Origin of the sequence: Rhizobium sp. MHM7A, from assembly GCF_005862215.1 — a bacterium.
Classification (GTDB): Bacteria; Pseudomonadota; Alphaproteobacteria; order Rhizobiales; family Rhizobiaceae; genus Rhizobium; species Rhizobium bangladeshense.
The window spans coordinates 581,975-605,558 of the sequence record NZ_VCHT01000002.1; the positions used below are offsets into that span (position 1 = coordinate 581,975).

General features: G+C 60.5%; 23 protein-coding genes, 1 tRNA gene and 2 pseudogenes. 16 read left to right on the forward strand and 10 right to left on the reverse strand.

Annotated features, from left to right (window positions below; translation table 11 throughout):
* Positions 1 to 140 precede the first annotated feature (140 nt).
* Positions 141 to 1,889: a hypothetical protein gene (locus FFR93_RS11000; protein WP_138393229.1), complete on the forward strand. Its 1,749-nt coding sequence runs from the start codon at positions 141 to 143 to the stop codon at positions 1,887 to 1,889.
* Positions 1,890 to 1,918: 29 nt separating this feature from the next.
* Here FFR93_RS11000 and FFR93_RS11005 read toward each other — a convergent pair whose 3' ends face one another.
* The 5 genes from FFR93_RS11005 to FFR93_RS11025 all read right to left on the reverse strand — a co-directional run bounded on the left by FFR93_RS11005 (position 1,919) and on the right by FFR93_RS11025 (position 4,364).
* A complete protein-coding gene (locus FFR93_RS11005; protein ID WP_138393230.1) occupies positions 1,919 to 2,662 on the reverse strand; it encodes a TIGR04290 family methyltransferase in 744 nt (247 codons plus the stop codon).
* 25 nt (positions 2,663 to 2,687) lie between these two features.
* Positions 2,688 to 2,951, reverse strand: a complete 264-nt coding sequence (locus tag FFR93_RS41895; protein ID WP_138393231.1) for a DNA-directed RNA polymerase subunit alpha C-terminal domain-containing protein — start codon at positions 2,949 to 2,951, stop codon at positions 2,688 to 2,690.
* Positions 2,952 to 3,216: 265 nt separating this feature from the next.
* A complete protein-coding gene (locus FFR93_RS11015) occupies positions 3,217 to 3,804 on the reverse strand; it encodes a class I SAM-dependent methyltransferase (protein WP_138393232.1) in 588 nt (195 codons plus the stop codon).
* Entirely contained in the window at positions 3,794 to 4,129 is a 336-nt protein-coding gene (locus tag FFR93_RS11020) for a type II toxin-antitoxin system RelE/ParE family toxin (protein WP_064705491.1), read from the reverse strand. The genes FFR93_RS11015 and FFR93_RS11020 overlap by 11 nt, the downstream gene beginning before the upstream one ends.
* Positions 4,113 to 4,364: a type II toxin-antitoxin system ParD family antitoxin gene (locus tag FFR93_RS11025; protein WP_064711598.1), complete on the reverse strand. Its 252-nt coding sequence runs from the start codon at positions 4,362 to 4,364 to the stop codon at positions 4,113 to 4,115. Before FFR93_RS11025 ends, FFR93_RS11020 begins: the two co-directional genes overlap by 17 nt.
* A gap of 336 nt (positions 4,365 to 4,700) precedes the next feature.
* On the opposite strand from FFR93_RS11025, the gene FFR93_RS11030 reads away from it, so the two are divergent.
* Positions 4,701 to 5,921, forward strand: a complete 1,221-nt coding sequence (locus FFR93_RS11030) for a PLP-dependent aminotransferase family protein (protein WP_138393233.1) — start codon at positions 4,701 to 4,703, stop codon at positions 5,919 to 5,921.
* Positions 5,922 to 6,233: 312 nt separating this feature from the next.
* Here the strand turns inward: FFR93_RS11030 and FFR93_RS11035 are convergent, their stop codons facing one another.
* The 3 genes from FFR93_RS11035 to FFR93_RS11045 all read right to left on the reverse strand — a co-directional run bounded on the left by FFR93_RS11035 (position 6,234) and on the right by FFR93_RS11045 (position 9,123).
* The gene (locus FFR93_RS11035) at positions 6,234 to 7,277 is read right to left on the reverse strand and encodes a DUF2278 family protein (RefSeq protein WP_138393234.1); all 1,044 of its coding nucleotides are present in this window, start codon (positions 7,275 to 7,277) and stop codon (positions 6,234 to 6,236) included.
* A 97-nt stretch (positions 7,278 to 7,374) separates the two neighbouring features.
* Entirely contained in the window at positions 7,375 to 8,433 is a 1,059-nt protein-coding gene (locus FFR93_RS11040) for an aldo/keto reductase (RefSeq protein WP_138393235.1), read from the reverse strand.
* Between the two features lie 219 nt (positions 8,434 to 8,652).
* Positions 8,653 to 9,123, reverse strand: coding sequence for a MarR family transcriptional regulator (locus FFR93_RS11045; protein ID WP_138393236.1), 471 nt, complete (start codon positions 9,121 to 9,123; stop codon positions 8,653 to 8,655).
* Positions 9,124 to 9,315: 192 nt separating this feature from the next.
* Here FFR93_RS11045 and FFR93_RS11050 point away from each other — a divergent pair, with 192 nt between their 5' ends.
* The 6 genes from FFR93_RS11050 (at position 9,316) to FFR93_RS11075 (ending at position 15,775) form a co-directional block, all read left to right on the forward strand.
* Positions 9,316 to 10,083: an alpha/beta hydrolase gene (locus tag FFR93_RS11050; RefSeq protein ID WP_138393237.1), complete on the forward strand. Its 768-nt coding sequence runs from the start codon at positions 9,316 to 9,318 to the stop codon at positions 10,081 to 10,083.
* Positions 10,084 to 10,202: 119 nt separating this feature from the next.
* Positions 10,203 to 11,096 carry an AraC family transcriptional regulator gene (locus tag FFR93_RS11055; RefSeq protein ID WP_064705484.1) on the forward strand — a complete coding sequence of 298 codons (894 nt, stop codon included), beginning with the start codon at positions 10,203 to 10,205 and terminating at the stop codon, positions 11,094 to 11,096.
* A gap of 128 nt (positions 11,097 to 11,224) precedes the next feature.
* Entirely contained in the window at positions 11,225 to 11,971 is a 747-nt protein-coding gene (locus FFR93_RS11060; RefSeq protein ID WP_138393238.1) for an SDR family oxidoreductase, read from the forward strand.
* A gap of 117 nt (positions 11,972 to 12,088) precedes the next feature.
* Complete coding sequence (locus FFR93_RS11065; protein ID WP_138393239.1) at positions 12,089 to 13,066, forward strand: ABC transporter substrate-binding protein; 978 nt, start codon at positions 12,089 to 12,091, stop codon at positions 13,064 to 13,066.
* Positions 13,067 to 13,073: 7 nt separating this feature from the next.
* On the forward strand, positions 13,074 to 14,768 hold the full coding sequence (locus FFR93_RS11070) for an iron ABC transporter permease (RefSeq protein ID WP_138393240.1): 1,695 nt from the start codon (positions 13,074 to 13,076) through the stop codon (positions 14,766 to 14,768).
* Entirely contained in the window at positions 14,756 to 15,775 is a 1,020-nt protein-coding gene (locus FFR93_RS11075; RefSeq protein WP_138393241.1) for an ABC transporter ATP-binding protein, read from the forward strand. Before FFR93_RS11070 ends, FFR93_RS11075 begins: the two co-directional genes overlap by 13 nt.
* 616 nt (positions 15,776 to 16,391) lie before the next feature.
* On the opposite strand, the gene FFR93_RS41370 is transcribed toward FFR93_RS11075, so the two are convergent.
* Complete coding sequence (locus FFR93_RS41370) at positions 16,392 to 16,742, reverse strand: DUF4189 domain-containing protein (RefSeq protein ID WP_348640323.1); 351 nt, start codon at positions 16,740 to 16,742, stop codon at positions 16,392 to 16,394.
* A gap of 293 nt (positions 16,743 to 17,035) precedes the next feature.
* Between FFR93_RS41370 and FFR93_RS11085 the strand changes: the two genes are divergently transcribed.
* The 7 genes and pseudogenes from FFR93_RS11085 (at position 17,036) to FFR93_RS11110 (ending at position 21,939) form a co-directional block, all read left to right on the forward strand.
* Positions 17,036 to 18,145, forward strand: a complete 1,110-nt coding sequence (locus FFR93_RS11085) for an endonuclease/exonuclease/phosphatase family protein (protein WP_138393242.1) — start codon at positions 17,036 to 17,038, stop codon at positions 18,143 to 18,145.
* On the forward strand, positions 18,142 to 18,912 hold the full coding sequence (locus tag FFR93_RS11090) for an NUDIX hydrolase (protein ID WP_138393243.1): 771 nt from the start codon (positions 18,142 to 18,144) through the stop codon (positions 18,910 to 18,912). Before FFR93_RS11085 ends, FFR93_RS11090 begins: the two co-directional genes overlap by 4 nt.
* A 375-nt stretch (positions 18,913 to 19,287) precedes the next feature.
* A complete protein-coding gene (locus FFR93_RS11095; RefSeq protein ID WP_138393244.1) occupies positions 19,288 to 20,199 on the forward strand; it encodes a PhzF family phenazine biosynthesis protein in 912 nt (303 codons plus the stop codon).
* A 212-nt stretch (positions 20,200 to 20,411) separates the two neighbouring features.
* Positions 20,412 to 20,487, forward strand: a tRNA-Lys gene (locus FFR93_RS11100).
* Positions 20,488 to 20,626: 139 nt separating this feature from the next.
* Positions 20,627 to 20,924, forward strand: a pseudogene (locus FFR93_RS41375) (hypothetical protein).
* 90 nt (positions 20,925 to 21,014) lie between these two features.
* On the forward strand, positions 21,015 to 21,152 hold the full coding sequence (locus FFR93_RS40800) for a hypothetical protein (protein ID WP_156665758.1): 138 nt from the start codon (positions 21,015 to 21,017) through the stop codon (positions 21,150 to 21,152).
* Between the two features lie 484 nt (positions 21,153 to 21,636).
* Entirely contained in the window at positions 21,637 to 21,939 is a 303-nt protein-coding gene (locus FFR93_RS11110) for a hypothetical protein (protein WP_138393245.1), read from the forward strand.
* 488 nt (positions 21,940 to 22,427) lie between these two features.
* Here the strand turns inward: FFR93_RS11110 and FFR93_RS11115 are convergent, their stop codons facing one another.
* On the reverse strand, positions 22,428 to 22,739 hold the full coding sequence (locus FFR93_RS11115; RefSeq protein WP_064705475.1) for a hypothetical protein: 312 nt from the start codon (positions 22,737 to 22,739) through the stop codon (positions 22,428 to 22,430).
* A 660-nt stretch (positions 22,740 to 23,399) separates the two neighbouring features.
* Here FFR93_RS11115 and FFR93_RS11120 point away from each other — a divergent pair.
* A pseudogene (locus tag FFR93_RS11120) lies at positions 23,400 to 23,584 on the forward strand (chromate resistance protein ChrB domain-containing protein); the annotation flags it as partial.

The window sequence follows — 23,584 nt, forward strand, 5'->3', positions numbered from 1 at the left end:
TTCCCTCCAGGGGCTGCTTGCTGAGGCATCTACAAAGCTAACAAGCGGGAACTGCAACGGTTCCCGGCCTTCCCGTTTTTTTCGACCGCGTCTGACGATGAGCAAACCAGCTCAGGCATTGTGGCAAGAAGGAGGACCGGATGCTGGTCTATGGTGATGTCGAACACATCGAGAGCGCAGCAGCAGTGCGCGCATCGATTTCAAGAATGATGATGGCCTGCATCGAAATGCAGCCTAGCCGGCAGCGCCACGAAACCCTGGTTCGAGCGTTCATTCTGACTGGAGAATTGGTTCAGGGACTGGCTGATCAGGAATTCGGGAAAATAGGCGCGGACGATCTGTCCGAGCTTCAGGACGCGGGCGCGAAACTTCTGCGAATGCAGGCACGGGAGATCATGCAATCGTGGCGAAACGGATTTGCCGGCAGTTTGTCCTTTCCAGAGGATTGGACAGCCAAACTCGCATCACTCACCAGCGCCGATCCGGTGCGGATGAAGCGTGCAGAGGGCTACGCCTTTTATGCTTTGTATCCCGAGAGCTATATCGAGGCGGCGTCGATCTCGAATTTGACGCCTAATACAGTCGTCATCGGGGTACGAAGCATCGGGACCGGACTCGCGGCCCTGGTTTCCGCAGCCTTGGGTGCCGGGCCTGCCTATTCGCTGCGGCCAACTGGCCACCCCTTCGAGCGGCACGTGCGCGTCACACCGGCTTTGTCCCGGCGCATGCTTGCAGACCCTGAAACCGATTTTGCCATTGTCGATGAAGGGCCGGGTCTATCCGGGAGTTCGTTCGGCTGCGTAGGTGACTGGTTGCAGGCTAACGGTGTGGCGCATGATCGGCTTCATTTTTTCCCGAGCCACACAGGTGAGCCGGGCCCGCATGCAAGCGAGACGCATCGGACCCGTTGGCGAGATCGGCCACGCCATGTCGTCAGCTTCGACGATCTTATCCTCAGGGCTCGGAACCCAAGACATCGTCTGCATACATGGGCCGCCGATGTTGTCGGAGTTACGCAATCGTCCTGGCGCGACCTGTCCGGTGGCGCATGGCGCGGGGTTCGGTATCGCGATCCTTCACATTGGCCGCCGAGCTATATGCAGATGGAAAAGCGGAAGTTCCTAATGGAAGGCGAAAGGGGTGCTTGGCAGGTCAAGTTTGCCGGGCTTTGCGGGAGCGACGTGGAGAAGGCAAGAAGAGGCTCTTTGCTGAGCGATGCCGGCTTCATTCCGAAGATTGTCGGCACCTGTTACGGATTTATCATCGACGAATGGCTGGATGGAACGCCTCTCGGCCATAGCGGTGCAAGCAGGCGCGACATCGTCGATCACCTCGGGCGTTATCTCGGTTTTCGTGCCCGTCACCTGCCGGCACGAAACGGCGGAGCCTCGATCCAGAAGCTTTCCGAAATGGCTATTTTCAATATTGCGGAAGCGGCAGGATCGGACACAGCAGAAAAATTGAGGCGCATGATAGGCACGCCCGAGCGCCTGTCCGGACGATTGCGACGGGTCGATACCGACAACCGGCTTCACCCATGGGAATGGCTGACCACCACCAGCGGGCGCATCATGAAGACGGACGCACTCGACCATAATGCGGCCCATGATCTGATTGGGTGCCAGGACATTGCCTGGGACGTCGTGGGTGCTTGCGTGGAATTCGAACTCTCGAGCAAGGAGCGCGACCGTCTTGCCTATATCGTCGGGGGGGAAGGGGGCTGCGATTTGCGCGACGATGTGCTCAAGCTTTTTGAGGCATGTTATCTCGGTTTTCAGATAGGTCTGTGGTCGCAGGCCAGGGTCAGTGTCGATGGTGCCGAGACGGAGCGGATTGAAAGCACCATCAAACGTTACCTGGACCGCCTGCCTCAATTGATACGACCCTGACTTCGGGAAGCGGTCTGATCGGGAATTTGTCAGCAAAGTGACGGAGGCGGTTCCGCCATCGGGTGGCGTGTTCCAAGTTCCACGAGATAGACCTCCCGTTCCGGATTAGCACGAATGACAAACCCAGCGCTTCTCAGCATCGCTTCGACAGCCGCCTTATTCGGAATGAACCAGTTGGATGGATCGCCGGCGTAACGTTCTTCCACGAAATAGACTTTCGGAAAGCCGCGCTGCTCGAAGATTGCCGCGTTGAAGAAGTCGTAATTTTCGCCAAGCGCCGGGACTTCCTCTTCACCCCGCTGCATGCATTGAAACAGCATCTGGCCGCCGACAACATGCTCATGCAGCAGGTCAAGTGCCAGCAGCGGATGCCGCAGGTGATAAAGGACGCCCATGAAAAGGACGAGGTCAAATCTCTCCCTGAGTTTTTCCACCTCGTACACGGACATCAGCTTGAACTCGATATCCTCACCTGTCTGTCTGGCTGCGAACTCGGCCTGCCTGAGATAATGCGGGTCGGAATCGATTCCCACGACCCGCCCGGCATTTCTTCTTTTCATTTCAAGCGAGTAGAACCCTGCGTTGCAGCCGATGTCCAGAACGCTGCACCCCCGGAGATCTTCAGGCACAACCTGCTGAAAGTGGGCCCATTTGAAGGACGGGTAGTCGCCAAGGAAATGATCCGGCGCGGTCTGAACCCCTCTAATTCGCAGATTGTGAAACCATGGCCTCAGGGCTGCGATGTCGCTTTCCAGTCGAGCCTTCTCGTTCATTCCGTACTCCGATCCGCAACGTCGATCATTCCTTCGACTGCGCCGACGAGTTGTGTGTTCGGTTACGTTTGAATTTTCTAATTGCCGAGCGTATCTGCTCGACGGAGCGGGGGCCGATCCCTGCGAGCTGCAGGAGTTCAGCGTTCTTCATGTCTACCAATTGGCTCATTCGGTGAATTCCACTTCTGGCGAGAGAACGGGCGATCCATCCAGGCAGACAGGTGGTCAATAAGAGATCTTCGGTATCTCCCCGTCCAATCTTCGTCCGCTTTTGAGATACCTGCGGCATGTTCAGCTTTAGCCGGGTTCGTCAGATTGTGGTCGAACCCTCTCGATGGTTTTCGGTTCCCGCTGGAGAAGAAAAATCCGGCAATCGTGTGCGAAATTCTCCATTCTCGGTCCACTTGAAACGCCCGGGAACCAACGCCCGCGATGAGCAGGTGTTCTCTATTCTTCTCTCGGGCATTGGGACACGAAGGAAGGAGGCCGGCGTTTTCGCCTGAAATCGCGACGGCGCCAAGACTCTCGCCGAACGCGGGGCGAAGCTGCGACCTTTATCGTTGCGCACTCACGGTGAGCCAGCGAGTTGGCTTGCCGTCGTATCCGCCGCCGTCGCTTTCCTCGACGGCGAGGTTGCGCCAGTCGCCCGCCGTCAGAAGCGTCGAGAGCCAATCGGCGGAGGGATAGTTGTAATAGCGCCCGAAGCCGTCGTGACCTTCGGCTTCTCCCGCCTTGAAGCTTGCGTGGAGGATGCCGTCGGTTCTGAGCGTGCGACGGATGCGGGCGAAGACGTCAGGCAGGTCCGACCTCGGAACATGGAGAAGGCTTGCCTCGGCCCAGACGCCGTCGAAAGCGGCTTCGGCGTTAAGATCTTCGAACAGCATGACCTTAACTTGCCTACCGATCCGCGCCTCGGCCTGTTTTGCGAGTTCAGGCGAGCCGTCGGTTGGCGTCACGTTGAAGCCTTGAGAGAGCATGTAGGCGCTGTCATGGCCGCCGCCGCAGCCAAGTTCGAGAATAGCGGCGCCGGGCGCAAGTCGGGCAAGAAAAGCGTCGAGCTTCTGTTTCGGCAGGCTGCGCGCGCGGCTGGCGTATATCTCTGCGTTATTGTCATAGAAGGCGGAGGTGCTGTCATGGGGCATGTGGTGCGGCCGGTCCGGATCTTCGGTTAGATTGGAGATGTCTTTCGGCAAGCCGGTCGGCACCGATGATGTCGATGACGAGGATGCCGTCAGGTATTTCCCTGTAGAAGGCGACGTGGCGCATGTGGAGGAGGCGGCGAAGCCCGTTGCCGAGGTCGTCGCACTCGTCGCCCATGGAGGGCACGCGCGATAGAAGTATGAAAATCCGGTCCCAGTCGAGAAGATAGGCGTCCGCCTGCGATTCGCCAAAATGCAGGCTGGCATATTGGTCAATGCCTGACAGCACGGCGTCGGCCGTCCGGGTCAGCCTATAGGTGGTTGTCACGCAGCTTCGCCTTCGTTTCCAACAGGATCTCGGGAATGCGCCGGTCGCTGATGCCGCTCTCCTCGGCCTGCCTCAGCAGGTCACGCAGTTCCTCGTCGTCAAGTTTGCGATGGTTCTGGTCTTTAAGGACGAGCTCGGCCAGGAACGCCCCGGCGCTGCTATATCTGCCGCTTGCGACACGGCGCGCGACATATTCCGCCAGATTATCCGGAAGCGCGATCGTCAGTTTCGCCATTGAATTCGGTGCCGCCCGCTCATGCCGGTTTCAACTGTCCCTGATGTCGGATTACCATCTCCCACATCGTGATAGAACTGTTGTCCTTTCTCGTCGAGCGCTTGGGTCACATTCGAGATAGTCTTTTTATCGGTGGAGGACGCACCGGAGATCCGAAAAAGGCGCCGGATTTCGGTCGATGATCGAACGCTTTCACTGCGATGGCTATTTCGGTTGCCGATAGTTTCGAATACAAGGCGCGGAACTTGTCACTGTGACAAGAAAATAGGTCAGTAATGTTGACATAAAATACGCGGCGTGATGTGCTGGCGGCAATAGAAAATACGAGGAAACCCCATGCTGAACTGGGAAACCATGTTTGCGTCGCGCTCATCGCGCATGCGCGCATCCGAGATCCGTGAGCTTCTGAAGCTTCTCGACCGGCCTGACATCATTTCGTTCGCCGGCGGCATACCGGATCCGGCGCTGTTTCCGGCCGAGGAATTCCAGCGGGCTTATGCAGATATTTTCTCGGGTGCTGCGGTCAACTCGGCGCTGCAATATTCGCTGAGCGAAGGTTACAAGCCTTTGCGCGAATGGCTGGCCAGGCAGATGGCGGCGCTCGGTATTCCCTGCGAACTCGACAATGTCTTCATCGTCTCCGGCTCGCAGCAGGGGCTCGATTATCTCGGCAAACTCTTCCTGTCGCCCAATGATACCGCGCTCGTGACCTGGCCGACCTATCTTGGCGCCCTGCAGGCCTTCAACGCCTATGAACCGGCCTACGACCAGTTGGCGCCGAACGGCAACCGGACGCCCGAATCCTATCGCGTCGCCGCGGCCGCTGCTGGCGGCAAAGTGAAGTTTGCCTATCTCTCCGCCGATTTCTCCAATCCCACAGGCGAAACCGTCGATCTCGCCGGCCGCAAGCGGGTGCTAGCGCTTGCCGAAGAGCTCGATGTCGCCGTCATCGAGGATGCAGCCTATCAGTCGCTGCGTTACGACGGCGATCCGATCCCGCCGATCCTGGCGCTCGAAATCGCCGAGAGGGGCCATATCAACGATACGCGCACGATCTATTGCGGCAGCTTCTCCAAGACTCTCGCGCCCGGCCTGCGCGTCGGCTTCATCGTCGCCAGTGCGCCCGTCATCCGCAAGCTGGTGCTGATGAAGCAGGCGGCCGACCTGCATTCCTCGACGATCAACCAGATCGCCATCACACAGGTCGCCGAGCGCGGTTTCGATGCGCAGGTCGCAAAGATCAAGGCCGCCTATATCGGGCGCCGCGACTGCATGCTGGCGGCGCTTCAGAAATATATGCCGAAGGGCATCAGTTGGACGAAGCCGGAGGGCGGCATGTTCATCTGGATCACGCTGCCGGAGAGCATGGACGGCGCCAAGCTGCTGGCGAAATCGCTCGAGAGCGCCAAGGTCGCTTTTGTGCCCGGCAAGGCCTTCTTCGCCGACGGCTCCGGCGCCAACACCTTCCGCGTCAGCTTCTCCTGCGCCAACGAGCAGATGATCGAGGATGGCATCAGCCGGTTGGGGAAGTTGGTTGCTGACGAGATTGGCGGGTGAGTGTTGGAGTGAGTGCAACGATAACCGTGTGCCGTGCGGCGGGGGAGAAGAGGGAGCAAGCCGTTTACTTCTCTCGCCACTGCTGACGTTTCTGGGAAACGAGACGTTGCCACGATTCCCCTTCTCCCCGGCGGGGAGAAGATGCCGGCAGGCAGATCAGGGAGCTGCACGGCACGCCCTCTCATTCTTCATTTCCTGCGACGTACACAGGAGAGGAGAGGGAGGCACTTTCGTCTTCTTTTCTCAGCGGGAAGGGGTACGCGGTTTATCCTCCCCCTGCCACGCATGGCAAACCGCCAGCCGGAACACCAATCAAAAAATCGTCGTCCAGCCCTCGTTGGCCGTCTCGCTCTTGCCGTAGCCGACGCGGTCGGCGACTGCTCCGTCGGTGTTGAGCAGGATGATGTCGCCGCCGCGGTTGGCGAGCTGCGGGCCGCCGGCTTCGGCGTCGAGCGCAAAGGTGCGGATCTCGCCTGCGGCAAGCCTTCCAGACAGCGTCTGCGTCCGGCCGTTTTCGTCCTTCAACTTCCAGCCGTCGAGCGATACAGATATATCGGAGCGGTTGATGATCGTCACCGTCTCATTCTCGATGCCGCCTTCGCCGTTCACCGGGTTGATCAGCGCGGCGATAATGCGCAGCGACGAGGCGACGATCGGCTGCGGCCGGCGCGTGCCTTCGCCGCGACCCTGACCGCCGCGGTTTTCCGAAACCGGATGACCGGTCTCCGCATCGGTGTTCCAGTTCTGCGACTGGAAGCAGAGGAAGATCGCCGCCCATTCGTCGGTTTCGGTAAAGTGGACGAGCAGCGCCCCGTCCTGGTTCGGGCCATTGGTGGCCTTGAAGCTGCCGCCGTCACCCTGGTTCATGTGGATGTCGTGGATACCGTTGCCCGGCTCGAAATCGAAATATTGGTCGGGCTTGTTGTGCTCCGGTCCCCAGGCTTCGCCGAAGGCGTAGAAATGGATATCGGGATTGGCAATGCCTTCCTCGACGATCGGCTCGATGAATTCGCGCAGGTCGTTCTTCGGGCCGGAGAGCTGGAAGGGCGCGACGTCCATATCCTCGCGCTCGATCATCCCGCCGCGGACATAATCGATCGCGAGCTCAGGCCGGTCTCTGCGGATGTCGGTCAGGCCCATCGGCAGGGCTTCGAGCGCCTCCGTCAGCGTCGCATGCGTGAAATCGACGATATTGGCGTAAAGCAGGTCGTGCGGCGACATTTTGGAGCGGACGTTCAGCGCGATGCGATAGCTGACGCCGTTCGCCTCGATGCGGATCTCGATATGGGGATCGTTGTCGTCGTCAAGGGCGAGCGCGCTTGCGGTGCCTTTCAAGACCTTGTAATTCTTCAGCATGGAGAGCCTCGCGGGAGTGGCGGGCCCGCAGACTAACACGGTGAAAGCGCATCTTTTGTGACGCTGTCTTTCACCGCGTCGTGCTTGATCTTCTATCCTATTGCTGGAGATGCGAGCCGAAAAGCTCGAGATCGGCTTCGCCGAACCTGTCGCTCGCCGTGTTCAGCTGATGCCAGTAGGGATAGATCACCGGCGGCAGGCTGACGGCGTCGAGCCGCTTGCGCTCTTCATCCGTCAGCTTCAGCTCGGCGGCGGCGATGTTGTCGCGGAACTGGGCTTCGGTGCGCCCGCCGATGATGACGGAGGTGACGGCCTTGCGGCCGATCAGCCAGGCAAGCGCCACTTGAGCGGCCGAAACGCCGCGCTCGTCGCCGATCGCCACCAGCGTCTCGACGATGTTCCAGAGGCGGTTTTCGTCGCGGATCGGCGGTTCGGTCCAGCCGGCGAACTGGCGCGTGCCTTCGGGCGCGGCCTGGTTGCGGCGATGCTTGCCGGAAAGCAGGCCGCCGGCGAGTGGGCTCCAGACCAGCACGCCGAGACCCTGGTCGACCGAGATCGGCAGCAGTTCGTATTCGGCATCGCGCGCTTCCAGCGTGTAATGGATCTGCTGGCTTACGAAGCGCTGGTAGCGGTGCTCGTTGGCAATGCCGAGCGCCTTCATGATGTGCCAGCCGGAATAGTTCGAGCAGCCGACATAACGCACCTTGCCGTGCCGGATCAGGGTATCAAGCGCCTCCATCGTCTCTTCGAGAGGCGTCTGGCCGTCCCATTCATGCACCTGGTAAAGGTCGATGACATCGGTCTTCAGGCGCTTCAGGCTTGCCTCGCATTCGCGGATCAGGTGGTAGCGCGACAGGCCGCGGTCGTTTGGGCCTTCGCCCATGCCGAACCGGGCCTTAGTGGCGAGCAGCACGCCCTGCGGCCGCTTTCCCGCGAGGGCCTCGCCGATGATTTTTTCGCATTCGCCTGAGGAATAGACGTTGGCGGTGTCGATCAGGTTGACGCCGGCGTCGATGCAGATGTCGATCATCTTCTTCGCCTCGGCGACGCCGAGATCGCCGACCATCTTCGCCCAGCCGACGCCGCCGAAAGTCATCGTGCCCATGGTCACAGTCGAAATCTTCAGGCCGGAACGGCCGAGCAGACGATATTCCATTGAAACTCCTCCTTCATCGAAACGGGATCGACGTACCTCAACGCGATAGAATCACAATGGCGGCGTGTTCACGCCTGCGTGAGGGGCGGCGAGATTGCGGGCGCCCTAGGCTAAGATCAATTGCGCGGGGCTGGGGCGCGGCAGATCGTACAATATGTGATCGGCTTGTCGACGGAAATCGTTCCGGCGTGGGGGCGGCCCGGCGTGTGGAGCCTCGCGTCAGCTCTCGTCCATGTTCTTCTTGTGAATGTTGTCGCGGAGCGACGCGATTGTATCGCGGATTTTGTTCACGGTTTCGGCGTCGAGTCCGACGGCCTTGCCGATGCAGTCGAACACATGGCCGGCACGGCTCTTGAGGGCCTGTCCCTTCTTCGTCAGGCGCAGAAGCACCTGGCGCTCATCGGCAGGGTTTCGGTTGCGGGTGACGAGGCCGACATTTTCCAGCCGCTTCAGCAGCGGGGTGAGGGTGCTGGAATCGAGGAAAAGCGTCTCGCCGAGATCCTTCACCGTGCGATCGTCACGCGCCCACAGAGCTGTCATGACGAGGAATTGCGGATAGGTGAGATCCAATTCGTCGAGCAGGGGACGGTAAAGCTGGTTGAAGGCGTGGCCGGCCGAATAGATTGAAAAGCAGAGCATTTCATCGATCTGTGGCACGGCGGCGAGATCATTCGATATGGTGTCTTTCATCACGCTCTCCTTTGGCTTCAATATAATTTGTGCGCGATCTGTTTGCAAGCTATTGACGCGTCGGAAGGGATGGCCTAGATAGATCGTGTACAAAGAAATTGCTTACAAATTAAATGGCAAACCTAAGAGCCGAAAAGCACATCAACCCCGCTTCGGCTCCTCTGACACTCAACCGACGAAAGGAAATGACCAATGTTCAAGTTTGCTGCTGCCGTCGCCCTGGCGGGCGCTCTGTTCTCCGGTGCTGCCGTTGCCCAGCCGGCCAAGCCGACCGTCGTCCTCGTCCATGGCGCCTTTGCCGATTCGTCCAGCTGGAACGGCGTCGTTGAAATCCTGCGCAAGGACGGCTTCCCGGTCGTGGCCGCCGCCAATCCGCTGCGCAGCGTTGCCAATGACGCTGCCTATGTCTCCGACGTCGTCGGCAGCATTGCCGGCCCCGTGGTCCTCGTCGGCCATTCCTATGGAGGCCAGGTGATCTCGACCGCCGCCAACGGCCATGACAATGTCAAGTCGCTCGTCTATGTCGCGGCCTTCGCGCCGGAGGCCGGGGAATCGGTTGCCGATCTCGCCGGCAAGTTTCCGGGCGGTACGCTGAGCGGAGCGCTGGCAGCCCCGGTAAAGCTTAGCACCGGCGGCGTTGATCTCTATATCGACCAGGCAAAGTTCCATGATCAGTTCGCCAGCGACGTGCCGGCCGAACAGGCGGCGCTGATGGCGGCCGGCCAGCGCCCGGTCACCGAGGCCGCGCTGACCGACAAATCCGGCGAGCCGGCCTGGAAGAAGCTGCCGTCGTGGTTTGTCTACGGCACCGGCGACAAGAATATCCCGGCCGCGGCCCTGGACTTCATGGCCGAGCGGGCAGGGTCCAAGCGAACCATCGTGGTCGAGGGCGCGTCCCACGTCGTGATGGTCTCGCAGCCGCAGAAGGTTGCGGAGCTCATCGAAGAGGCTGCAAAATAACGTCTCTCGCAAGGCCACAGCGCGGAGGTGCTGTGGCCCGACCGCTCCCGGCGGCTCCTGCGGCGCGAGGTCGATTAGGGCGCTTGAAAAGATCGCCGACCTTCCCGCAGAATGACGGGATGCTCAGAACCTCTGCCGACAATCTTAAAGACCACATCCATGGCCGGCTTCTCTCGCGAAGCGAGGGGCCCGCATGGAAGAACGTGCTCGTGCATCTGCTGTCGCACAGCGGACGAGAGGACGGGCTGATCGTTCCCGCCGTTGCCGAACCCTTGTTGGTCTGGATCATTTCCGGCTCCGCTGTAATAGAGGAGCGCGAATTCGCCGGCGAATGGCAGGCCGCCCGCGCCGATAAAGGTGACTTCTATCTCACCAACTCGGCGACGCCATATGAGATGCGCTGGACTTCTGATTCCGAAGAGCCCTTCCGGGTGATGCATGTCTATCTCGGTCTGCCGCTGATCGAAGCGGCCGCTGAGGAGGTTCTATCCATCAGTCATGACCGGCTTAGCCTGCGCGACGTATCGGCGGGGCGGGACCCGCTGATCAATCATCTGCTCGAGTTGATCCTCAGCGAACTGACCGAGGCGAGCCAGCCGAGCGAAACTTTCGTCCAGGGGGCCGCTCAGGCGCTCGCCGTTCATCTGGTGCGTTGCTATGCCGATGTGGAAATGCCATCGCAACGCCGGGCTGCTTTACCGGCATTCAAGCTTCGTCGAGTGATCGATCTCATGGGAAAGAGCATCGGCGAGGCTTTCAGCCTGGAAGCGCTCGCCGCCGAAGTCGGGCTCAGTCCCTTTCATTTCAGCCGTGTCTTCAAACAATCGACGGGATATTCGCCCTCGGAATATTTCATCCGGATGCGAATGGCGGAGGCGCGAAGGCTGCTTCGCGAAACCGACCGGAGCGTCATCGAAATCGGCCTCGACGTCGGCTATTCCAGCCCCAGCCATTTCGCCACCGTCTTCCGCAAAGTCGTCGGCGTCACCCCATCGGAATATCGCGGCGGCTGACGTTTGTCGCAAGATCGCGACATCGACCGCAAAGACCCGAGCGAGAACGCCGGCTGCCTTTCCTAGATTGTCTTCCGTCAACACAGACCGGCTCCGTGTTCGGAGCGGCTATATAAAAGGAAGCGAACATGTCTATTGAAGGTAAGGTTGCTCTCGTCACCGGTGCATCGAGCGGTATTGGCGCTGCCACCGCCCTGAGGCTCGCAAAGGCAGGAGCCAAGATCGGCCTGGCCGCCCGCCGGCTCGACCGGCTCTCTGAGATCCAGCGGCAGATCGTCACAAATGGCGGCCAGGCCGTCGCTGTCGAAATGGACGTCATCGATCAGGCATCGGTCACGGCGGGCGCGGAAAAGCTCGCGGACACATTTGGCTCGATCGACATCCTCTTCAACAATGCCGGCCTGATGCCGATCTCGGATCTGGAGGTGCTGAAAACCGAGGAGTGGCATCGCATGGTCGACGTCAACATCAAGGGGCTGCTGAACACGACTGCTGCGGTTCTGCCGTATATGATCAGGCAGAGGTCCGGACATGTCGTCAATACCTCGTCAATTGCCGGCCGGAAGGTCTTTCCGGGTCTTGCCGTCTATTGCGCCACCAAGCATGCTGTGACGGCGATCTCGGAAGGCATGCGCCTAGAGCTTTCGAAGAAGCACAACATCCGCGTGACTTGTGTACAGCCAGGCGCGGTGGAATCGGAACTCTTCGAACACATTTCCGACGGCAACTATCGCAAGCAGATGGAAGCGCTGAAGGAGCAGATGGAGTTCCTGCAAGCCGACGACATCGCCGAGACGGTGCTCTTCGCGCTGCAGGCGCCGGCGCGCATGGATATCGCCGAGGTTTTCGTGATGCCGACGCAGCAGCCCTGGTGAGGTCGCGACCGGTCGATAAAAATGTCGTGGCGTAGCATGCGGACCAGCGGCTGCCCTGTCACATCTCTGTCAACGACCGCTAATAAGGGAGGGTGACGCAATCCCGAGGACCCTCCCATGAAGACGATCGTTTCCGCCGCTGCCCTTCTTGCCGCGAGCCTGCTTGCCGTTCCGGCTTTTGCCGCAAACCTCGTGCTCTACACCAGCCAGCCGAATGAAGACGCGCAGGCGACGGTCGATGGCTTCATGGCCGCCAATCCCGATATCAAGGTCGACTGGGTGCGCGACGGCACGCCGAAGATCATCGCCAAGCTGCAGGCCGAGATCCAGGCTGGTAACCCGGTCGCCGATCTTCTCCTGATCGCTGACATGGTAACGCTGGAGCGTCTGAAGGAAGAGCGCAAGCTGCTTGCCTATAAGTCGCCGGAAGCTGCGCAATACGACGCCCGTCTCTATGATGCCGACGGTTATTATTATTCCACCAAGCTGATCACCACCGGCATCATGTACAACACCTCAGCTGCGATGAAGCCGACGAGCTGGAAGGACCTGACCAAGCCGGAGGCCAAGGGCCTAGTCACCATGCCGAGCCCGCTCGCTTCGGGCGCGGCGCTCATCCACGCGCAGACGCTTGCCGCCGTTCCCGGCCTCGGCTGGGACTATTACAAGGCGCTCGCGGAAAACGGCGCGATCGCTGCCGGCGGCAACGGTGCCGTGCTGAAGTCGGTCGCCTTGGGTGAGAAGGCCTACGGCATGGTCGTCGACTATCTGCCGATCCGCGAGAAGGCCAAGGGGGCGCCGGTCGAGTTCGTCTTCCCGAGCGAAGGCGTTTCCGCCGTCACCGAGCCGGTCGGCATCCTCGCCAGCAGCAAGAATGCCGAGGCCGCCAAGAAGTTCGTCGATTACGTGCTCTCTGAAAAGGGCCAGGAAGGCTTCCTCAAGCTCGGCTACATCCCGGCCCGCAACGGCATGAAGCTGCCGGAAGGTTTCCCGGCGCGGGATACCATCAAGGTTCTGCCGATCAAGGCGGCCGAAGCCCTGAAGAATACCGACCAGGATCTGAAGACCTTCTCGGGCATCTACGGCTCGAACTGATCTCTTCATGCCAGGCTATGTTAGATCAGGGAACAGCCAGCCCGCCTGGCTGTTTCCTTTTATCGTCATTACCGTTTTCGTCCTCAGCGTGCTGCCGCTCGCCCGCCTTGCCATGGCAGGGATCGCGGCATTTGCCAGCGGCGGCGTCATCGATGTGTTTGCGGATCCGGCGCTGTGGCAGGCGACTTATTACACCATCGTTACATCAATTCTCGGGACGATCATTTCGCTTGCCGTCGGCTGCCTGTTCGCTTTCCTGCTGACGCTGACGGACATCCGCGGCAAGGGCCTGCTGAGTTTCTTCTTCGTGCTGCCGATGATGATACCGCCGCAAGTGACGGCGCTCGCTTGGGTGCAGATGTCGGGGCCGTCGAGCCCACTGCTGAAGGCACTCGCGATCGCTCCGCCGCTCGGCGCGCCGCAGCCGCTCTATTCGGTCGGCGGCATCGCGCTGCTCTATGGCGTGCAGCATGCGCCTCTCGTCTATCTGGCGCTCAGGGCCGGGCTGATGACGCTGCCGCGCGACGGCGTGGAAGCCGCAAGGCTTTCCGGCGCCTCGAGTCTCAGGGTGTTCCGCGACATCATCCTCCCGCTGTCGCTGCCGGGCATCATCGCCGGGGCGGCGATCTCCTTCGTCTCTTGCACCGGCAATTTCGGCATCCCTGCTATTCTCGGCATCCCGGCCTCGATCTTCACGCTGCCGACGCTCATCTTCACCAAATTCTCAGCCTTCACCAGCCGCACTTTCGGCGATGTCGCCGTACTCTCAGCCATCATTGCGCTGATCTCGGTCGCAGGGCTGATGATCCAGGACCGGGCGCTCAGAGGCCGCGACTATCGCGTCATCGGCCTGTCGGGGGCAAGTGCCGCCTTCGAGCTCGGCCCCTGGCGCTTCCTTGCGGCGCCGCTCCTCTGGGCGATCCTGTTCTTCATGCTCGCCGCACCCTTCTTCGCGCTTGTCGCCGGCGCGCTGGTGCCGGCCTATGGTGTGCCGCTCACCTTCAAGACCATGTCGCTGCATGCCTTCGAGGAAATCCTGTTTCGGCAGGCGGTGACTCGCACGGCCTTCATCAACTCGCTCTCGCTTGCCGGCGGTGCCGCGCTTGGTCTCCTTCTGCTGACGGTGCTTGCTGCCTATGAGCTGACGCGACGGAGAGATACCGTCTCTCGCATCGTCGCCAGCCTGATCGAGATACCCTATTCACTGCCGGGTATCGTCGTGGCGGTTGCCTTCATTCTGGTCTTCGCAGCACCGATCCCCGTCCTTAACGTCTCGCTCTACGGGACGATCTGGATCATCCTGATCGCCTATTTCTCCTCCTTCTTCGCCGTCAGCCTGAAACCCGTCGTCAGCGCCTTCCACCAGCTCGATCCGGCGCTGGAGGAGGCGGCGCGGCTTTCGGGCGCCGGCTTCTTCCGCAGGCTTTTCGACATCGTCGTACCGCTGATTGCGCCCGCAGCCGGCGCTTCCGTCATCCTCGTCTTTCTGATCGCCTGCAATGAGCTGACGATCTCCGCGCTGCTCTGGTCGGCCGGAACCCAGACGCTCGGCGTCGCCATCTATAATCTCGACGACAGCGGCAGCTCCGACCTTGCCTCGGCGCTCTCGGTGCTCATCGTCCTTATGGTGATCGCCATGATGCTGCTATTGGAGCTGCTGGCGAAACGCCTGCCGAAAGGGGTGGTGCCATGGCGAAGCTGATCCTCAACCGGGTGGCCAAGGATTTCGGCACCGGTCGCGCCGCCGTCAGCGATTTCTCGCTCGATGTGCGCGAGGGCGGCTTCCTGGCGCTGCTCGGGCCTTCCGGCTGCGGCAAGACAACGGTGCTGCGCATGATCGCCGGCTTCGAGACGCCCTCCGACGGCTCCATCCATCTCGGCGAGCGGTTGCTTGCCGATGCCGCTCAGTCGCTGCCGCCGGAGAAGCGCAAGATGGCGATGGTCTTCCAGTCCTACGCGCTCTGGCCGCATATGAGCGTCGCCGACAATGTCGGCTATCCCCTGAAGGTGCGCGGCATTTCGGGCGCGGCTTACCGGGCTAAGGTCGGCGAGGCGCTCGCTACCGTGCGGCTCGCCGATTACGCTGCACGCCGGCCGGCCGATCTCTCCGGCGGCCAGCGCCAGCGCGTGGCGCTCGCCCGCTGCCTGGTGACATCGCCCGACGTCGTGCTGCTCGACGAACCGCTCGCTAATCTCGACCGTCACCTGAAACAGGAGATGGAGGAGACCTTCCGCGAGTTCCACCAGCGCTCCGGCGCGACGATGATCTATGTCACCCACGACCAGAGCGAGGCGATGGCGCTGGCGACCGACGTCGCCGTCATGTCCGAGGGGCGGCTGCTGCAGGTGGCGCCGCCAGCCGAGATCTATGCGAGGCCGGAAGGGCGCATCGTCGGCGGGCTGATCGGGCGCGGCGCGATCCTGACGCTGCCGGTGATAGGTGGCGAACGCCAGTTGGAGTGGGACGAGCTGCTGGATGCGCTTCAAGCCGCCAATACCGATGGTGCCGATATTCTCGTGCGGCCGGAGGATGTGATCATCGGCGGCGAGGGGGCGCTCGCGACCGTCGAATCCGTGCTTTTCGAGGGCGAGCGCTACGCCGTCAAACTGACGCTCGGCAACGGCCAGACGCTGCGCGCCTACAGCCGCGTCGTCGTCGAGACCGGCGAGACCGTACGTGTCGTTATCCGCGCCGGCTGGCGCCTGTGATGGAGGAAGGCTTGGCTTCTGCGTTGATACGGTTGAAGCTCAACAATATAGGGTTGAAAGGGTCCAGGATCTTGTTTCTAATCGCCAATCGGTTGAATATTTTCTAGCTTCTATGAGTCGATTGCGAAGTAACCGCGCAGGTCGAAGCTGATTCAAAATCCACTTTGGAGCTGCGGAGGATGGCACGGTCTTGAGCGATGACCTTCGATTGCGGGTGTTGAAACATAGGCTCAGTGGCAGCGAGGCAACGCTGAGACTCAACTTCAATGTGAGCAGGGGATAAGATTGCGATATACGGGCATTATTCTGAGTGGTGTAACGGCTCTAGCGTCGTGTGCTACTTCACCCTATGACACCCCGGAGATACGCCGCGTCGGGTCAGCCGCGGGGGCATTGGGCAAGTGCTTGGAGCGATCCACAAAATCGTATCTTGTTTCAAACAAAGATCCGGAAAAAGTTGCTTTAATGCTCGATAACTCATGCATGGCGGAACGAAAGGCCGTGGCGGATGCTAAGCTCGCGGCTGGTCTACCGGTGGATTATTTCGATTACGGAAAGGGGCGACACGAAGTCTCATTATGGTGGGTGCGATTTACAGTAGAGTCAGAACAAGCGGTCAAGAGCCCCCGGAAGCATGGGCCTTATTAAGGACTTCTGCACAGGACTTTGCTGCTATGGCCGCGGTCGTTTTCAGACCACGTCGGCTTATTCCCCGTTCCAGCACTGCCAGCGGATGATGCGGCAGCCGCCGGTCTGCCTGTTGCAGCTGCTGATCGCTTGGCGCTGGGCGGTCGTAACCCCAGCCGGAGCCCCAGCCGCCGCGATAGCCGACGGCGACCGCGGCGCAGCCGTTGCGAAACCAGATGGCGATGCGGCAGTCATTTGCGCTGTCGTCGCGATTGCGCCTCGCGACGGTTTGGCGGCGCCTCTGTTGCCATAGGCATAGGACCAGCCGGTGGCGCCTTATGACGGCGAATAGGCGATGGTGCTATAGGTGTCGGCGAGCGCAGTGCCGGCGCCGGCAAGGAGCGTCAGAACTGCAAGCGATCCAAGAATTCGTTTCATGAAATGCCCCCGCGTGCGAATTGGCCATAGCCGTCCGCGGCAAACTATCCGAGGCCCGTGGGAGAATGTCGGCCATCCAATCGCAGTTGGTCGCTTTCGGCTTCAAAAGCCTGGGCTGTCTGCACTTTTTTAGCCGCGCTATCTTTTCCTGCCGCTTCTGCTGGTTAAGGTAGCGCCCGCAACCGGACTCATTCCATGTCGCTTCGCCTCGCCACCTTCAACGTCGAAAATCTGCTGACCCGTTTCGATTTCACCGGCTTCCGCAACCAGCTGCGCCAGGATCGCGTCATCAAGCTTTTCGAGGTGAACAGCGAGGGCGTCTATCAGCAGCTCGAGCAGGCGCGGGTGATTGCGGCGACCGACGACACCCGGCAGATGACGGCGCTCGCGATTGCCGATGCGGATGCCGATATTCTCTGCCTGCAGGAAATCGACAACATGGCCGCCCTGCAGGCGTTCGAATACGGCTATCTCTTCCGCATGGTCGGTAACGGCTACCGGCAGAAATTCCTGGTGGAAGGCAATGACAGCCGCGGCATCGATGTCGCCGTCCTGATGCGCGAGGAAACGCGCGACGGCCAGAAGATCGAGCTCAGGGATATAAGAAGCCATGCGATGACGACCTATCGCGATTTCGATCTCTTCGACGAGGAACTGGCGCTTACCAACCGCATCGACGACAAGATCTTCAAGCGCGATTGCCTGGAGCTCGATCTGCTGATCGGCGGCCGGCCGCTCTCGCTCTATGTCGTGCATTTCAAATCGATGGGCAATCCGCGCGACGGGTTGGACGGGCGCCTGTCGACCATGCCGCTCCGCCGCGCCGAAGCGCGCGCCGTGCGCCGCATCATCGAGGACCGCTTTGGGGCCGGCCATACAGCCTCGAAGAGCTTCGCCATCTGCGGCGACATGAACGATTATCAGGAACGGGTCGACGTCATCGGTCGCCGCGGTACCGACTACCGGTTTGAGCATCGGGACGAGGGCGAAAGCGCACTTGATGTCTTCAGCCATGACGGATTTGCGGAAAACGTCGTACGCCGTCGTCAGCCCCTCGATCGCTGGACGCTCTATCACGCGCGCGGGCCGCAGGAGCAGCATCTCTGCCAGCTCGATTATATCTGGCTTTCGCCGGCTCTTGCCGCGCATAGTGCCGGCCGCCTGCCTCAGATTATCCGCAACGGCCAACCCTACCGCACCATCTTCCCGTCGGGGCAGGAGGTGGAGCGTTATCCCCGTACCGGCTGGGACCGGCCGAAGGCCTCCGACCATTGCCCCGTCGTCATGACACTGGATCTCCCATGAAAACGAATTTGAACATAAATTTTCCAAGCAGTGATTTTTCAGATGATTTCGCCGGGTGGCCGCCGGAAGCTACGGTCTTCCCGATCGCCGGCGTGGATCTCCGCGTCCTGCCCGGCACCCATCCCTTCGTCGCCGCCGAGGAAACGGCGATCCGTGAGAACTGGGTGAGGGAGACCACCGCCAATCCCGCGCTCTTCGACGGGCGCCTGATCTTCCTGGAGCGGCTATCATTCGGCAAGGAGGGGATTTCAGGTGAGGGCTACGTCACGCCCTTTTCCGCCTTCATGTACTGGCGCCGGCAGCCCCAGCGCCAAGGCGGACTGCATATCTTCGCCTATCCGGTGCTCGAAAGTTCCGACGGCGCGCTGGTGGCGATCCGAATGGGTGCGCACACCGCCAATCCTGGCCAGGTCTATTTTGCCGCGGGCTCGCTGGAGCCTGAGGATGTCGTTGACGGGCGCTGCGACATCGAGGCCAACATGCGCCGCGAGGTTCTCGAGGAGACCGGCCTCGATCTTTCCGATTCCGTGGCGGGGCAGGGCCTCTTCGCCAGCCACGCCAGGCGTACCGTGACGCTGCTCAGGCTGTTCCGCTTCGACCTTACGGCCGACGAGATTGTCGAGCGGATCGAAGCCCACATGCTGGTTGCTGAAGACAAGGAAATCGCGGGTGCGGTGGCGATCCGTTCGGCCGATCGTGACGCCTATCCCTATAACATCTCCATGCTGCCGGTGATTGACTGGTATTTCGGAAAGAGTGGCGCATAGGGCACAATCGGAGGCCGGCGACGCACCTTCGAGGCCGCTTTCGGCGCGTCAGGATGAGGTCGCAGAGGTCGCGCCTTTTTCCAATACCGTTATCCTGAGGGGCTTCAAGTGTTGGCGCGGCATTCTCCACCGCTCCTCATCCTGAGAGCGCGCGCGGCCGATGGCCGGAGCGCCGAAGGGCAGGCCTTAACGTGGCTTTTTGAATCCCGCCGGCGCCGCGAAAACGAAATCGATTTTCATTAACGATCCCGCACAAATTGCGGACTGCCGACCTCTCCTGTCGGAGATGGGTTGTTCTTACCCGAGTTAGCGCCTTGCACTCGGTCGCTTGGTCGGGCAGGTTGGCGGCGCGAGGATCGATTCAAGGAGGCCGATGTGGCGCGAAGCTACAGCGTCTATGACGTGTTCACCGATCGAAAGCTTGCGGGCAACCCGCTGGCGGTGATCTTCGACGGCGACAATCTCAGCGACGAAGCAATGCAGGCGATTACCCGGGAGATCAATCTCTCCGAGACGGTTTTCGTGCAGCCTTCAACCAATCCCGCCTATGCGGCGAAACTCAGAATCTTTACGCCGGGCCGCGAGCTGCCCTTTGCCGGCCATCCCACAGTCGGCACCGCCGTGGCGCTGGCCGAGCGGGCTCACGGCGCAGCGGCGCTCGATCTGGTTATGGTGCTTGAGGAAAATGTCGGGCCGGTGCGGTGCGCGGTGCGGCTTCGCGAGGGCGAGGCCAGTTTTGCCGAATTTGACCTGCCGCGTAAATCACAGCAGGCCGTCATGCCGCTGGACAAGCTCGGTATCGCGGATGCGCTGTCGTTGAAGATCACCGAAATCGGCTTCGAAAATCACGTCCCTTCGGTCTGGAGCGCCGGCGTTCCGTTTCTGCTCATCCCAGTGCACGATGTCGGCACGGCGCAGCGGGTAGACTTCGATCCGCAGCTTTGGGAAAAGATCGTGCCTTTCGTCGACGGCGCGCTTGCCTCGGCCTACGTCTATTGCCGTGGCGGGGTCAACCACGTGGCGAAGTTTCATGCGCGCATGTTCGCCAGCGGCATGGGCATTGTCGAGGATCCGGCCACTGGCTCCGCGGCCGCCGCACTCTCGGGCGCTATCCGCCATTTTGACCGGCTGACGGACGGGCACCACCCGATCATGATCGAGCAAGGCGTCGAGATGGGCCGCCCGTCGTTCATCCACCTGCATATCGATGTCGAAGGCGGGACGATTTCCAACGCGCGGATCGGCGGCCAGGCGGTGCGGCTGGCGAGCGGCACACTTGACCTCTAATTTGATGGGGGCAGTGCATCTGGCAGGACGCGCTATCGCTTTGAATAGGCGCATAATCCCTCCGGAAATCGGTTCCGATTCTCAGGATTACATGCCGCATTTCGCGCTTGCGGAAAAAATTTGAGATTAACCAAATAATTTTCGCCAATGCGCTGGACAAGCTAGCCGATCCTGTTTATACGCCCCGTCACACCGCGCAGCCAAGCGCGAACGGGTGATTAGCTCAGTTGGTAGAGCAGCTGACTCTTAATCAGCGGGTCGTAGGTTCGAGCCCTACATCACCCACCATTCTCCTTGATAAAGCTCGTCTATTTGAATTCGGATCGGATTTTCCGGTTTGATGGAACTGTTCCCGAACGGTTGCCGTGATCGACGCTGGCCGCGCTGATGGCTTGCGCTATCTCCCTTTTTGAAGCCGGAGGTTTCCATGAAAAGTGTCATCTTCGGCGTTGCCTTGTTGCTTCCGTCGGCGGGCGTTTGCTGGCGGGGGAATAGAAATCAAGTCGAGCGCACATAGCAGCGGCGAGATTGCCCAGATCATCCGTCAAAGTAAGAAGGCCTTTGTTCGCGTCGGCTTTGGCGGGCGCAGCTTTCGCTATCCGCCGGCGCAGTGCAGCCGCGGCGACAAGCGCAGCACGGCGAGTTTTCGCAATGCGGAGGGGAGGCAGTGCGTCCCTGACTACGCCTGCGTCTACGACCCCGCCTCGCTTTATATTTTCCCCTGACACCGCGGCAGCTCTCTTGACTCTTTGGGATGCGGGAACAAAATACGAACGAGCTCGCTTGAATGCAGAGGCTACTTCTAGGGAAATATCATGGCAGAGCAGCTCGCCTTCAGTGAGACCGAAGTAGCAGCCAACCGGCTGCATTCGGACGGGGATCTGGCTGCTGCTGTCCTGCGAGCGCAAAATCGCGCGCTCGCGGCAATCCGCAAAGAGCGTCCCCTACAATGAAGCACCAGAAGGGCATCGACCTTGTACGGCCTGGCGCGGACACCGGCTACACAGTCAACGAAGGCAGCCGACGAGGGTCTTCAAGATCGGCCTCCACCAAACAGGGAGGCGCGGCCACGCTTCCGCATGCCGGAGGTCGGCTGACATTGGCCGAGCTCAAGAAGGAGGACATCCTCGGTGGAAGGTGCGCGGCATGCCGTCACGTAGGCTGGATCGATCAATCGGAGCTCGCGCGACGGTTCGGCACCGGTGCGATGATCGGCGTACTGACGCCAAGGCTGCGGTGCGCGTCGTGCGGCAATAAGGGTAACAACAGTTGGGTTGCGGATTGGCTTGGAGTCGCATAACTCGGCACCACGTGTTGAGGCGAGGGCGTTTTTCAATCCAGCGGCTAAGAATTGCTGCTCGGCGCGGTGCAGTTGGATTGGCTACTGGCTGTCTCGGCCGGCCGCCCTACTTCAGCCCTCCCATTCAGGAGTTGTCCATGAAAAATCTCGTTATGGCCGTCGTGCTATCGTTTCCGTCTGTAGCCTTTGCCGCCGAGACGGTGGAAGTCAATGCCAGGGACCACAGCTGCACGGAACTCAGACGCGTCATTCAGCAGGACAAGCGGGTATTCGTCCGCATGGGCTTCGGCGGCCGCAGCTTTCGCTATCCGCCGGCAAGGTGCAATCTGGGGGACAAATACGACACCGCGCGGGTGAGAGATGCAGACGGCAAGATCTGCCTCCTCGACTATGAGTGCGTCTACGATCCTCAGTCCTTTTACAACAGAATTCCCAATTAGCCTTTGAGCCTAAGCATTGTCCGGCTAGTGGAGCCTGCCATGTGCCGATCTCCGGCCCGTGCCGCGATACTTACATGATGGAGCGCGATTCCGGCGGCTGCTACAACACCTGCGGCAACGGAGACCGCTGTTCCTCCAGGTCCGACAGCAAGAAGAGCAATAACGGCGGGTAGCCGGACTATTTCGGCGTCGGTGACGAAAACAAAAAAAGGCCGGGCGAAACTCGCACCGACCTTCCTCGATCTGTCTCGATGACGGCTGCCAGTACATCCGTGGTCAGCCGTCAGAGACAAATTTAATAATCTCTAAATAAGTGCCGATTGCTCTTCTTCAAGAGCCGGCCGTCGAAAAGAAGCTGGTGCCGGACGCGTCGCTCTAAGAAACATGTCGCCCCAGCCAAAGTGTCCTTGATGCATAGATCCTCCTTGGCGTGTCCTGCCGGATACGCCAAGGAGGCATCTAGCGCAGCTTCTTTCGACCGGCAGCGGTTACTGCTGGGCAGGAGCGGCCGGCGGTGTGGCCGGTGCAGGTGCCGGAGCAGGCGTTGCACTGTTATCGGTCGGAGCGATCGGCTTGGCCGGGGCCGGCTCGGACTGGGTCGTGGAGGCTGTCGTATCCGGCGAAGTGCCGGGGGTGCTGCTCCACTGCGAATAGGCGAATGCAGCAACAGCGATCACGGCCAATGCAGCAACCCAGACAACCCACGTATTGCTATTGCGCGTAGTCGGAGTGGTGCGCAGGTCCAGGTTCGGGTTCAGCGGGCGGTTCGGATCGTTGGCATTATTGGGGTCGTACGTCATGGTACTTTCTCCTCTTTCGGTGTGAGAGAAATGGACGAGTTGGACTTTTGTTCCATTATGGGGCCGAAGCGTTTGTATTGACGGGGTTTTTGCCGCCCAGCGGTTTCCACCGAGCGCGAAGCAAGAGAGTTCGGTGGGGATATTGAGCAACGAGACAGGTGTTGGCGGCTGTAGATGCAAGGAGCAGCGCGATGGCGCGTGCTCCGAGGTTCTGCCCGTTTCGATTGCGTTTTTCAGGTTGAACCTTGAAAAAGGCGAAGATGATGGGCGATGACGCGCCACGGCTGGATTCGAGTGCACGAGGGGAGGAGACGTGGTGCCAAGAAGCTCCAGTGCCGGGTTGGCCGGTGTCCCATCGAGGACGAGAATTTTTGCCGGGGGCGGCACGGTCGTCACACAGTCATCATGGCCACGGACGCAGGGACAACCGTCGTATAAGCATCTTTCTTGACAGGAGGGGATCGGTTTGCCAATGCTTTGGCTCTGGGGTTGCGATCACCCCACGAGGCGGCATGCTGAAGAATCGCGTCCGGTACAACCGATCAACGGAGGGACGCGTCATGCCGTCATTTCTCGAAATATCTCCCGATAAGCTCAGCCGCCTCATCGGAACACGCGGTACGCCCTGCATCATCGACGTCCGCACGGACGAGGATTGCAGCGAGGCTCGATCTCGGGCCGGAGGCGCCCGGGCTGCTTGCCGTTTCGCTCGGCCTCTCCAGGATGTATTCCGACGATCTGGAGCAGCTCGAGGCAGGCATGATTCTCCACGACGCCTTATTCCGCTGGTGCCGCGAGGCGACCGAGGAAACCACAACTGGCCCATTCCGAAGAAGAGGGCATGA

Coding starts and splice junctions, on each gene's coding strand:
- FFR93_RS11000 (WP_138393229.1), top strand. CDS start 141: ATGCTGGTCTATGGTGATGTCGAACACATCGAGAGCGCAGCAGCAGTG.
- FFR93_RS11005 (WP_138393230.1), bottom strand. CDS start 2,662: ATGAACGAGAAGGCTCGACTGGAAAGCGACATCGCAGCCCTGAGGCCA.
- FFR93_RS41895 (WP_138393231.1), bottom strand. CDS start 2,951: ATGCCGCAGGTATCTCAAAAGCGGACGAAGATTGGACGGGGAGATACC.
- FFR93_RS11015 (WP_138393232.1), bottom strand. CDS start 3,804: ATGCCCCATGACAGCACCTCCGCCTTCTATGACAATAACGCAGAGATA.
- FFR93_RS11025 (WP_064711598.1), bottom strand. CDS start 4,364: ATGGCGAAACTGACGATCGCGCTTCCGGATAATCTGGCGGAATATGTC.
- FFR93_RS11030 (WP_138393233.1), top strand. CDS start 4,701: ATGCTGAACTGGGAAACCATGTTTGCGTCGCGCTCATCGCGCATGCGC.
- FFR93_RS11035 (WP_138393234.1), bottom strand. CDS start 7,277: ATGCTGAAGAATTACAAGGTCTTGAAAGGCACCGCAAGCGCGCTCGCC.
- FFR93_RS11040 (WP_138393235.1), bottom strand. CDS start 8,433: ATGGAATATCGTCTGCTCGGCCGTTCCGGCCTGAAGATTTCGACTGTG.
- FFR93_RS11045 (WP_138393236.1), bottom strand. CDS start 9,123: ATGAAAGACACCATATCGAATGATCTCGCCGCCGTGCCACAGATCGAT.
- FFR93_RS11050 (WP_138393237.1), top strand. CDS start 9,316: ATGTTCAAGTTTGCTGCTGCCGTCGCCCTGGCGGGCGCTCTGTTCTCC.
- FFR93_RS11055 (WP_064705484.1), top strand. CDS start 10,203: ATGCTCAGAACCTCTGCCGACAATCTTAAAGACCACATCCATGGCCGG.
- FFR93_RS11060 (WP_138393238.1), top strand. CDS start 11,225: ATGTCTATTGAAGGTAAGGTTGCTCTCGTCACCGGTGCATCGAGCGGT.
- FFR93_RS11065 (WP_138393239.1), top strand. CDS start 12,089: ATGAAGACGATCGTTTCCGCCGCTGCCCTTCTTGCCGCGAGCCTGCTT.
- FFR93_RS11070 (WP_138393240.1), top strand. CDS start 13,074: ATGCCAGGCTATGTTAGATCAGGGAACAGCCAGCCCGCCTGGCTGTTT.
- FFR93_RS11075 (WP_138393241.1), top strand. CDS start 14,756: ATGGCGAAGCTGATCCTCAACCGGGTGGCCAAGGATTTCGGCACCGGT.
- FFR93_RS11085 (WP_138393242.1), top strand. CDS start 17,036: ATGTCGCTTCGCCTCGCCACCTTCAACGTCGAAAATCTGCTGACCCGT.
- FFR93_RS11090 (WP_138393243.1), top strand. CDS start 18,142: ATGAAAACGAATTTGAACATAAATTTTCCAAGCAGTGATTTTTCAGAT.
- FFR93_RS40800 (WP_156665758.1), top strand. CDS start 21,015: ATGGCAGAGCAGCTCGCCTTCAGTGAGACCGAAGTAGCAGCCAACCGG.
- FFR93_RS11110 (WP_138393245.1), top strand. CDS start 21,637: ATGAAAAATCTCGTTATGGCCGTCGTGCTATCGTTTCCGTCTGTAGCC.
- FFR93_RS11115 (WP_064705475.1), bottom strand. CDS start 22,739: ATGACGTACGACCCCAATAATGCCAACGATCCGAACCGCCCGCTGAAC.